The following is a 10,376-nucleotide window of genomic DNA, read 5'->3' as shown; positions in this document are numbered from 1 at the left end:
GGCATGGATGCCGCGGCCAAGCCCCCAGGGACGGGTTTACGGCGTCCCCCGCAACCGGACCCACCCCGACTCCCCACAGGAAACCGGCTTCTGCTGTTGCTTCTGCTGTTGCGGTTGCTGTTGCTCCAGCTCGTAGCAGGTGCAGGGCGCAGCCCTGCCGAACACCCCATCTCATGCTGCGCCGCAGAATGCATTCGGCTGAACCTGCATGCTCTACTTGAATCGATCTAAATTCACGGTCTGGTGGGTCGGGCGTCATTCCAGGGGGAGCTCTCTGCAGGTCAGGGCAGGGCTCAGCGGAACGGTGCCGGACGGCCCCGGCCGTCTGCCTCCGCGTCATCGACTACAGGAACCCGACATGCGTCCAGTGCCGTCCGCTCCCGCCGTCCCATTGTCCTCGCGCCCGCTGGTGCGCCTGGCCTGCCTGCTCGCGCTGTCGTCAGTGCCGGTGCTGCTGCAGGCCGCACCGGCCGCGCTGGAACGCGAGGTCAATACCTTCATCGGCAGCAAGGACGACGGCAATACGTTCCCGGGCGCGTCGGCGCCGTTCGGCCTGATCCAGGTCAGCCCGATCGGCAGCCACTATTCGGGTTGGCGCTACGACGACGAGAAGATCCGTGGCTTCGGTCATTCGTTCATTTCCGGCGCCGGCTGCTGGGAGCAGGGTGGCCAGGTGTCGGTGCTGCCGGTGACCGGTTCGATCGGTCCTGGCGGCGATTTCGATACCGGCAATGCCAAGCAGTTCGACCACAAGGCCTACGCATCGACCTACACCCACGATGGCGAGGTCGGCCAGGCCGGCTACTACAAGGTGCGCCTGACCAGCTACGGCGGCATCGATGCGGAAGCCACCGCGCGCACCCGTGCCGCCGCCGAGCGCTACACCTTCAGCCAGCGCAGCGGCGATGGCCACGTGCTCGTCAATGTCGGCCAGGCCAACGAGCGCCATTCGGTGATCGGCAGCGTGGTCGATGTGGTCGGCGATCGTGTGGTGGAAGGCAAATTGGTCACCAAGAGCTTCTGTGGCGGCCACCAGTACACCACCTGGTTCCGCATCGAGTTTGACCGTCCGTTCAAGGCGCATGGCACCTGGGGTGAGGGCGGTGGCCTGCCGGGCGCGCGCCACAGCATGGAAGGCGAGCAGAAGCCGAACGGCGCCTGGCTCAGCTTCGACCTGGCCAAGGGCCAGTCGGTGACGGCGGTCAGCGCGATCTCGCACGTGGATGCCGAAGGCGCGCGCACCAACCTGCGCGCAGAAGGCATGCAGAATGGGGTGCTGCTCGGCTTCGACCGCATGCGTGCGCTGTCCCAGCAGTCCTGGCGCGAGCAGCTGGGCCGGGTGCGTGTTCAGGGCGGCACTGCCGACGACCGCGCGGTGTTCTACAGCGCGGTCTATCACGCACTGCTGCAGCCGATGACCGGCAACGACGCCGACGGCCGCTACCGCGGTTATGACGACGGTATCCACCGCGCCGATGGCTGGACCTATTACGAGTACTTCTCGCTGTGGGATACCTACCGCGCGCAGAACCAGTGGCTGGCGCTGACCCGCCCGGACGTGGCGCGCGACATCGGCCGTACCCTGCTGGCGATCGACGAACAGGTCGGTTGGCTGCCGCGCTGGGGTTATGCCAACTTCGAGACCAACATCATGACCGGCGATCCGGTCACGCCGTTCATGGTCGACCTGTGGCGCTTCGGCGCGCTCAAGGGCCGTGAATCGCAGGCCTGGGATGCACTGCGCCGCAATGCCTTCGGCACGCCGCCACTGAACTCGCGCATGGCCGGACGCTCCGGCAACCCGACCTACCTGGACAAGGGCTATGTGGCCTACGACCGCGCGTTCCCGTCCAAGGGCATGGATGTCGATCCACACCATGGTGGTTCGGCCACGCTGGAATATGCGTTGGCCGACTGCGCGCTCTCGCAGATGGCCGATGGCCTGGGCCATGCGCAGGATGCGGCGACGCTGCGTGAGCGTGGCCGCAACTGGCGCAAGGTGTGGGACCCGCAGGTGCGGGATGCCGAGACGGGTTTCACCGGCTTCCCGCGCCCGCGCACCGAGGATGGCCAGTGGTACACGCCGGCCGATGGCCACTACAGCCCGCGTTCGCACCACGGTTTCCATGAGGGCACGGCGTGGCAGTACCAGTGGCTGGCGCAGCAGGACGTGCCGGGCCTGGTCGAAGCGATGGACGGCCGCGAACAGGCCGGTCGCCGCCTGGATGCGTTCTTCGCGATGGACGCGCTGCAGGCCGATCCGCTCAATGCCGCCCGCAAGGCGTGGGTGGTGGGGCCGTACAGCTACTACAACCAGTTCCGCTACAACCCGAACAACGAGCCGGACCTGCACTCGCCGTGGCTGTACACGCTGATCGGCCAGCCGTGGAAGACCGCCGCCGTGGTGCGTGCCGCGCAGCAGTTGTTCACCAATGCCCCTAATGGCGTGACCGGCAACGATGACCTCGGCACGATGTCGGCCTGGTACCTGTTCAGCGCCATCGGCGTGTACCCGGCGGTGCCGGGCAGCGGCCAGTTCCTGCTGCACACGCCGCGCTTCAGCAAGGTCGAAGTGGATATGGGCAATGGCCGAACCCTGCGCATCGACGCGCCGGGTGCCGATGGCCGCCGCCTGCAATACGTGCAGGGTGTGCGGGTCGACGGCCAGGCGCATGCACCGGTGTGGTTGGACTGGGACCGCCTGCAGCAGGGCCCGCGCCTGCAGTTCGCGCTCGACGCGAAGGCGCCGGAGCAGGGCTGGGGCACCGCGGTGAAGGACCTGCCGGTGTCCTGGTGCGCGGCACCGGGCAGCCAGCTGCGCTGAGCCGGACTGTGCCGTTCGCGCTGACCCAGCGAACGGCACGGCACGACACGGCCCTGATCCATTAGGCTTGAGCCTCCAGCGGAGTCCGGGAAGACGATGAACGACAACGGCAACAGTCCCAGCAAGCGCGCCGGCAAGGCGGTGACGGTGACCGACATCGCGCGCGCGATCGGCGTGTCACGGGCAACCGTGTCGCTGGTGCTGCGTGGCAGCCCGCTGGTCAACGTCGATACCCGCGCCAAGGTCGAGGCCGAACTGCGCCGCCAGCGTTACGTCTACAACCGCGCGGCGGCCAACCTGCGCCGTCGTACCTCGTCGAGCATCGCGCTGGTGATCAACGATCTCTCCAACCCGTTCTTCGCCGAGTTCGCAGCGGGCGTGGACGAGGCGTTGGGCGGGCGTGGCTACGTGACCCTGCTCGGCAGCACGGGTGAATCGCCGGAGCGGCAGCAGGCGGTGCTGTCCACGCTGATGGAGCACACCCCGGCCGGCCTGATCCTGTCGCCGGCCGAGGGCAGCGATACCGCACAGCTGCGGCAGGCACTGGGTGCCAATGCCAACGTGCTGCTGTTCAACCGCGAACTGGCCGGGGCCGACTGGGACTTCCTGACCCTGGACAACCAGCACGGCGCCTATCTGGCCACGCGCCACCTGATCGAGCGCGGCCACCGCCAGATCGCGTTCTTCGGGGGCCACGCCGCATCCAGTTCCTGCCACCAGCGCCGCGCGGGTTTCCAGCAGGCGCTGGCCGAGGCCGGTCTTTCGCTGCCGCCGGGCTGGATGATCGAGTCGGCCCCGAACCGCCTGGAAGCGGCAGCGCGCACCGATGAACTCTTCGCCGACGGTCATCGGCCGAGTGCGGCGGTCTGCTACAACGACACCGTCGCGCTGGGCCTGATGCTGGGCTTGAACTCGCGCGGCATCCGTCCGGGCGGCGATTTCGCCGTCACCGGCTTCGATGATATTTCCGAGGCGGCGGTGGCCGTACCGCCGTTGACCACGCTCACCGCCGACCCGCGCGAGCGTGGCCGCCAGGCTGCGGCGCTGCTGCTGCAGCGGCTGGACGAACCCGACGCGCCGCCTCGGCGCACGGTCGCGCCGGTGCAGTTGCGCATCCGCGAAAGCAGTGCCGCACGACCGAACTGATTCCTTCCGCATACCCCTTCCACGCAACAACGACCTTCCGCGCATCGAGGCGCGTACCGCATGCCGATCTCCGCAACGCCCCGTCCATCGGGTTCTTCGGGCAACGCACCCGCCGTCACCAACGGCAAGGCGTTGGCTGTCGTGACCACGATCTTCTTCATGTGGGGCTTCCTGACCTGCCTCAATGACATCCTGATCCCGCACCTGAAGGCGGTGTTCGAACTGAACTACGCCAAGGCGATGCTGGTGCAGTTCACCTTCTTCGGCACTTACTTCCTGATGTCGCTGCCGGCGGGCCGCCTGGTGGCGGCGCTGGGCTACAAGAAGGGCATCGTGGCTGGACTGGTGATCGCCGGCATTGGCGCGCTGGGCTTCTGGCCGGCGGCCGAACTGCGCGTGTACGGCGCCTTCCTCGGTGCGTTGTTCGTACTGGCCACGGGCATTACCGTGCTGCAGGTCGCCGCCAACCCGTACGTCGCGCTGCTGGGCCCGGAACAGACCAGTTCCAGCCGCCTGACCCTGGCGCAGGCGCTGAACTCGCTGGGCACGGCCATCGCGCCGATCTTCGGCGGCATGCTGATCCTGTCCAACACGGTCAAGAGCGCTGACGACATCGCGGCGCTGCCGGCCGCCGAGCAGCTGGCCTACCGTGCCGCCGAGGCGCAGGCCGTGCAGGGACCGTACGTGGGCCTGGCCGTGGCGCTGGTGCTGCTGGCGCTGTTCGTGTTCCTGTTCCGCCTGCCGGCGCTGAGCGACGCCACCGAGCAGGCCGACCAGGGCCACCACCACAGCTACCTGGATGCGCTGCGCAAGCGCCACCTGCTGCTGGGCGTGCTGGGCATCTTCTTCTACGTCGGCGCTGAGGTGTCGATCGGCAGCTTCCTGGTCAACTACCTGTCGATGCCCAACATCGGTGGCTTCAGCGAACAGGAAGCCACGCACTACGTGTCGGCCTACTGGACGATGGCGATGATCGGCCGCTTCGCGGGCTCAGCGCTGCTGGCGCGCTTCTCGCCCAGCCGCCTGCTGGCGATCTTCGCGCTGGTCAACGTGGCGCTGCTGGTCACGACCATGCTGAGCTCCGGCAACATCGCGCTGTACTCGGTGGTGGCGATCGGCCTGTTCAACTCGATCATGTTCCCGACCATCTTCGCGCTGAGCATCGAGCGCCTGGGGCCGCTGACCAACAAGGGCTCCAGCCTGCTGATCATGGCCATCGTCGGCGGTGCCGTGGTGCCGTACCTGCAGGGCGTCCTGGCCGACCACATCGGTGTGCAGGCCAGCTTCATCCTGCCGCTGCTGTGCTACGGCTACATCATTTTCTACGGACTGGTCGGCGCGCGTACGCCGGCCTCCGCAACGCAGGGAGGCTGAGTCCGGAATGGGTGCCATCGTTTGCTTCGGCGAAATTTTGATCGATCTACTAGCGCAGCCGCCGGCCTCGGCCGACACGCCGCGCGCTTTCCTGCAGTACGCCGGTGGTGCACCGGCCAACGTTGCCGTTGCGGCCGCACGGTTGGGTGCGAAGACGCAGTTCGTCGGCACGCTGGGCCGCGACATGTTCGGCGACTTCCTGGCCGACAGCCTGGTCGAGCACGGCGTGGGCACGGATTACATCGTGCGTACCGATGCGGCCAAGACCGCACTGGCCTTCGTCGCACTGGATGCCAGCGGCGAGCGCAGCTTCAGCTTCTATCGCCCGCCGGCAGCCGACCTGCTGTTCCGTGACAGCGACTTCCAGGCGGCGTGCTTCGACAGCGCACAGTGCTTCCATGTCTGTTCCAACAGCCTGACCGAAGCGGCCATCGCCGAGGCGACCTTCGCCGGCATGGATCGTGCGCGCGCGGCTGGTGCGGTGGTCAGCCTCGACCTCAATCTGCGTCCGGCGCTGTGGCCGGCGAACGAGGACCCGACACCGCGCCTGTGGCAGGCGCTGGAACGCGCCGACCTGGTCAAGCTGTCGCGCGAGGAGCTGGACTACCTGGCCGCGCCGCTGGGTGCCGATGGCGAGGCAGCGGTACTGCGGCGCCTGCTCGCTGCGCGCGGGCGCTGGGTGATCGTCACCGACGGTGCGGCCACGCTGCACTGGTACACGCGCGACAACCACGGCACGGTCACAAGCTTCCGCGTGGCTACCGTCGACACCACGGCGGCTGGCGATGCTTTCGTCGGTGGCGTGCTGGTTGGGCTGCTGGAGCGCGGCGGCGCCGGTGCCGGTTTTGCCGCCTTCTGCCAGGACCCGGAGGCGATCACCGCCACGCTGCGCTTCGGTGCTGCGGTCGGTGCGCTGGCTGTTACCCGCAAGGGCGCGTTCGCCGCGATGCCCTCGCTCGATGAAGTGCAGCAGCTGCTGCAGGCCCAGGACATTACCGCATGAGCACCTCCCCCGACTTCCGTTCACCCGCGTTCCTGCGCGCGCACATCGCCGACACGATGGCGTTCTACCACCCGCGGTGCATCGATCCGAACGGTGGCTTCTTCCACTACTTCCGTGACGACGGCAGCATCTACGACGCCAACCATCGCCATCTGGTGAGCAGCACGCGTTTCGTCTTCAACTACGCGATGGCCTACCGCGAATTCGGCAACGCCGAGTACCGTGAGGCGGTCGAGCACGGCGTGCGCTACCTGCGCGAGGTGCACCGCAACCCGGCCACCGGCGGTTACGCCTGGACCCTGCGCGACGGCAAGGTCGAGGACGACATGAACCACTGCTACGGCGTGGCGTTCGTGCTGCTGGCCTACAGCTGCGCACTGAAGGCCGGTCTCGAACAGGCCCGCGCATGGATGGACGAGACCTGGCAGCTGCTGGAAGCGCGCTTCTGGGAGCCCCAGCTCGGCCTCTACAAGGACGAAGCCGATGGGCAGTGGAACTTCACCGGCTACCGTGGCCAGAACGCCAACATGCACATGTGCGAGGCGATGCTGGCCGCCTTCGAGGCCAGCGGCGAACAGCGCTATGTGGAGCGCGCGCTGCAGCTGGCCGACAACATGACCCGCCGCCAGGCCGCCAAGGCCGGTGGCCTGGTGTGGGAGCACTACGATTCCAACTGGGAGATCGACTGGGACTACAACCTGGACGACCCCAAGCACCTGTTCCGCCCGTGGGGCTTCCAGCCGGGCCACCAGACCGAATGGGCCAAGCTGTTGTTGATCCTGGACCGCCATGTGCAGGTCGACTGGCTGGTGCCGACCGCGCAGCACCTGTTCGACGTGGCCGTGGCGCGCAGCTGGGACGAGGCGCGGGGTGGCCTGTACTACGGTTTCGCGCCGGAGTCGCGCCGGCAGCCGGGCATGGATGGCGCCCCGATCGGTGGCGACAGTTTCGTCTGCGACGACGACAAGTATTTCTGGGTGCAGGCGGAGACGCTTGCGACCGCCGCACTGATGGCCAAGCGTACCGGCGATGACCGCTATTGGCAGTGGTACGAGCGTATCTGGGCGTATTCGTGGGAACACTTCGTCGATCATCGGTACGGCGCCTGGTTCCGCATCCTCGATGCCGACAATCGCAAGTACAGCGACGAGAAGAGCCCGGCCGGCAAGGTGGATTACCACACCATGGGTGCGTGTTACGAAGTGTTGAACGTGGTGCGTTGAGGTTGGTGCGCCGGGCATGGCCCGGTGCTGCCGTGAGCTGGACTTGCAGGTAGCGCCGGACCATGCCCGGCGGAAAGACAGGAGCATCCCATGCATCGCCTTCCCCTCGTTGTCCGCCTGCTCCTGCTGCTGATCGCGGCGTCCGCCTTCCCGGTCGCTGCCACGCCGCTGCAGGCACAGTGGGAGTTCCGTATGCTGCCCGGCGACGCGCAGGGCGCCGCTCATCCAGGTCTGCAGCAATGGCGGGCGGCGACGGTGCCGGGCAGCGTGCACACCGACCTGCTGGCTCACGAACTGATCCGTGATCCGTATGTCGGCGCACCAGAGGCCGAACTGCAATGGATCGGCCTGGCCGCCTGGGAGTACCGCGCCCGCTTCGACGTGGATGCGGCGACGCTGGCCAAGCCCAATGCCGAGCTGCGCTTCGACGGTCTGGATACCTACGCCGACGTCAGCCTCAACGGCAAGCCGCTGCTGCGCGCGGACAACGCGCACCGGACCTGGCGCGCGCGCGTGAATGGGCGCCTGCGGGCCAGGGACAATGAACTGCAGATCGTGTTCCGTTCGCCTATCCGCACCCTGCTGCCGGGCGTGCAGGCAATGCCGCACAAGATCGCTGGCAACTACCCGTCGCCGTATGGCGATGAGCCGAAGGACGCGATGGTCGGCAACTTCGTGCGCAAGCCGGCCTACCACTTTGGCTGGGACTGGGGGCCTCGCTATGTCACCGCCGGCGTCTGGCGCGGGGTTGACCTGCAGGCCTGGGAGGCTCACCGCCTGACCGATCTTGCGGTGCGTACAGATGCATTGAGCGCGGAGCAGGCGAAGCTGGCCGTGCTGCTGCAAGTGGAGCAGGGCGCGGCGGCGGGCTCGGCCGTGGTGAATGTGGATGTGCGCGATCCGCAGGGCCGCAACGTGGCCCAGGTGCAGCGCACGGTGCTGCTGAAGCCCGGCCAGAACAGCATCGAGGTTCCGGTTGAACTGGCCGATCCGCGGCGCTGGTGGCCAGTCGGCCACGGCGCGCAGGACCGCTACACGGTGCAGGCCCGCCTGGACCAAGGTGGCACGCCGGAGCTGGCGCGCGAGCAGCGCATCGGGCTGCGCACGGTCGAACTGCGCCGCGAGGAAGACCGCAAGGGCGGGCAGGGCTTTGCCTTCGTCATCAACGGCGTGGAGATCTTCGCCAAGGGCGCCAACGTCATTCCGTTCGATGCCTTTCCCGCTCGCGTCGATGCCGCACGCCTGCGCCAAGTGCTGACGGCCGCGCGCGACGCCAACATGAACATGCTGCGCAACTGGGGCGGCGGCTACTACGAGGACGACGCGTTCTTCGACATCGCCGACGAACTGGGCCTGCTGGTCTGGCAGGACTTCATGTTCGGCGGCGGCATGCAGCCGGGCTACGATCCGGCGTTTCGTGCCAACGTGGTGGCCGAAGCACGCGACAACGTGCGCCGTCTGCGCCATCACCCCAGCATCGTGCTGTGGTGTGGCAACAACGAGGAAGAAACCGCATGGAAGGACTGGGGCCACGGCCGCGACCTGAAGGCGGCCAACCCGGCATTTGCGGCGAAGGTCTGGCAGGGCTACGTCGACCTGTTCGGCAACGACCTGCGCCAGGTAGTGGGCGAGGAGGGGCTGGGCGTGCCGTACTGGTCCAGCTCACCGAGCAACGACCTTGACGAGAAGGCCAACGATTCAACGCGTGGCGACAAGCACTACTGGCAGGTCTGGGGTAATCCGGCGTTGCCGGTGCAGGCCTACCTGCGCGAGACGCCGCGCTTCATGTCCGAGTACGGGCTGCAGGCGTGGCCGTCGGTGGCGACAGTGGACCAGATCGCCACCCGCGCCGAACAGCGCATCGACAGCCCTGTGATCCGCGCGCACCAGAAATTCATGGCCGGCGAGGGCAACAGCCGCCTGCTGCACTACATCGAACTGGGTTACGGCACGCCGAAGGACTTCGAGGACTTCGTCTATCTCAGCCAAGTGATGCAGGCCGATGGCATCGCACTGGCGGCGCTGCATCATCGCGCCTCGCGGCCATACACGATGGGTTCGCTGTACTGGCAGCTCAACGATGTCTGGCCCGGCGCCTCGTGGTCCAGCGTGGACTATTTCGGCCGCTGGAAGGCGCTGCACTTCGCCGCGCGGCGTTTCTTCGCGCCAGTGACGGTGGCAGCGCTGCGCGACGAGGGCAGCACGCGGGTGCGCCTGATCAATGATGGCGCCTCACTGGAAGCGCGCTGGCGTCTGCGGGTGATGGACGTGGAGGGAAAGGTGCTGCGTCGTCGCGAGGAAACGGTGACGTTGGTGGCGGCGGGTGTCACCTCGATGGGCGATTTCAGCGATGCAGAGCTGCTGGCCGGTGCCGACCCGACGCGTACGGTGGCGGTGTTCGAGTTGCTGCAGCACGGCGACGTGAGCGCGCGGCAGGTGGTCGGTTTCGTTGAGGCAAAGGACCAGCTGTTGCCGCGGCAGAAACTCAAGGCCACGTTGTCCATCGAAGGGGACCACTATCGTCTGCGGCTGGAAAGCGCGGCGTACGTGCGCGCGGCGTGGATCGACTTCGGCGCGCTGGATGTGCAGGTCGAAGACAACCTGCTGGACCTGCTGCCGGGCGAAACACGCGATATCGCGGTGCGCGGCCCGGTGGATCTGGTTACCCTGCGCGAAGCGCTGAAGGTGAAGACCCTCAACGACCGTTGAGGGGTTTCCCGCTTTGGTAGGTGCCAACCTTGGTTGGCACACCAGCAGCATGCCAACCAAGGTTGGCACCTACCAGAAGCGGAGCCGGGTAGGTGCG

The 10,376-nt window shown here is 67.3% G+C and carries 6 protein-coding genes; all 6 read left to right on the top strand.

Annotated elements, in window-relative coordinates:
* Positions 1-358 precede the first annotated feature (358 nt).
* Positions 359-2,824 carry a GH92 family glycosyl hydrolase gene (locus tag ABGA94_RS04065; protein ID WP_069138655.1) on the top strand — a complete coding sequence of 822 codons (2,466 nt, stop codon included), beginning with the start codon at positions 359-361 and terminating at the stop codon, positions 2,822-2,824.
* Positions 2,825-2,920: 96 nt separating this feature from the next.
* Entirely contained in the window at positions 2,921-3,970 is a 1,050-nt protein-coding gene (locus ABGA94_RS04060; RefSeq protein WP_375366460.1) for a LacI family DNA-binding transcriptional regulator, read from the top strand.
* A gap of 60 nt (positions 3,971-4,030) precedes the next feature.
* A complete protein-coding gene (gene fucP / locus ABGA94_RS04055; protein WP_005416346.1) occupies positions 4,031-5,344 on the top strand; it encodes an L-fucose:H+ symporter permease in 1,314 nt (437 codons plus the stop codon).
* Between the two features lie 7 nt (positions 5,345-5,351).
* Positions 5,352-6,347, top strand: a complete 996-nt coding sequence (locus ABGA94_RS04050) for a carbohydrate kinase (RefSeq protein ID WP_111128437.1) — start codon at positions 5,352-5,354, stop codon at positions 6,345-6,347.
* Positions 6,344-7,570: an AGE family epimerase/isomerase gene (locus ABGA94_RS04045; RefSeq protein ID WP_338168076.1), complete on the top strand. Its 1,227-nt coding sequence runs from the start codon at positions 6,344-6,346 to the stop codon at positions 7,568-7,570. Before ABGA94_RS04050 ends, ABGA94_RS04045 begins: the two co-directional genes overlap by 4 nt.
* 90 nt (positions 7,571-7,660) lie before the next feature.
* Positions 7,661-10,279, top strand: coding sequence for a glycoside hydrolase family 2 protein (locus ABGA94_RS04040; RefSeq protein ID WP_375366457.1), 2,619 nt, complete (start codon positions 7,661-7,663; stop codon positions 10,277-10,279).
* Positions 10,280-10,376 lie beyond the last annotated feature (97 nt).

It is taken from the genome of Stenotrophomonas sp. 3diitr2024, from assembly GCF_042136455.1.
Taxonomy (GTDB): Bacteria; Pseudomonadota; Gammaproteobacteria; order Xanthomonadales; family Xanthomonadaceae; genus Stenotrophomonas; species Stenotrophomonas sepilia.
Note: the sequence above shows the minus strand (reverse complement) of the source record. Positions and strands in the feature narration are given on the sequence as shown.

Excerpts from the sequence above, each read along its gene's own strand:
- ABGA94_RS04065 (WP_069138655.1), top strand. The coding sequence starts at position 359 with ATGCGTCCAGTGCCGTCCGCTCCCGCCGTCCCATTGTCCTCGCGCCCG.
- ABGA94_RS04060 (WP_375366460.1), top strand. The coding sequence starts at position 2,921 with ATGAACGACAACGGCAACAGTCCCAGCAAGCGCGCCGGCAAGGCGGTG.
- fucP (WP_005416346.1), top strand. The coding sequence starts at position 4,031 with ATGCCGATCTCCGCAACGCCCCGTCCATCGGGTTCTTCGGGCAACGCA.
- ABGA94_RS04050 (WP_111128437.1), top strand. The coding sequence starts at position 5,352 with ATGGGTGCCATCGTTTGCTTCGGCGAAATTTTGATCGATCTACTAGCG.
- ABGA94_RS04045 (WP_338168076.1), top strand. The coding sequence starts at position 6,344 with ATGAGCACCTCCCCCGACTTCCGTTCACCCGCGTTCCTGCGCGCGCAC.
- ABGA94_RS04040 (WP_375366457.1), top strand. The coding sequence starts at position 7,661 with ATGCATCGCCTTCCCCTCGTTGTCCGCCTGCTCCTGCTGCTGATCGCG.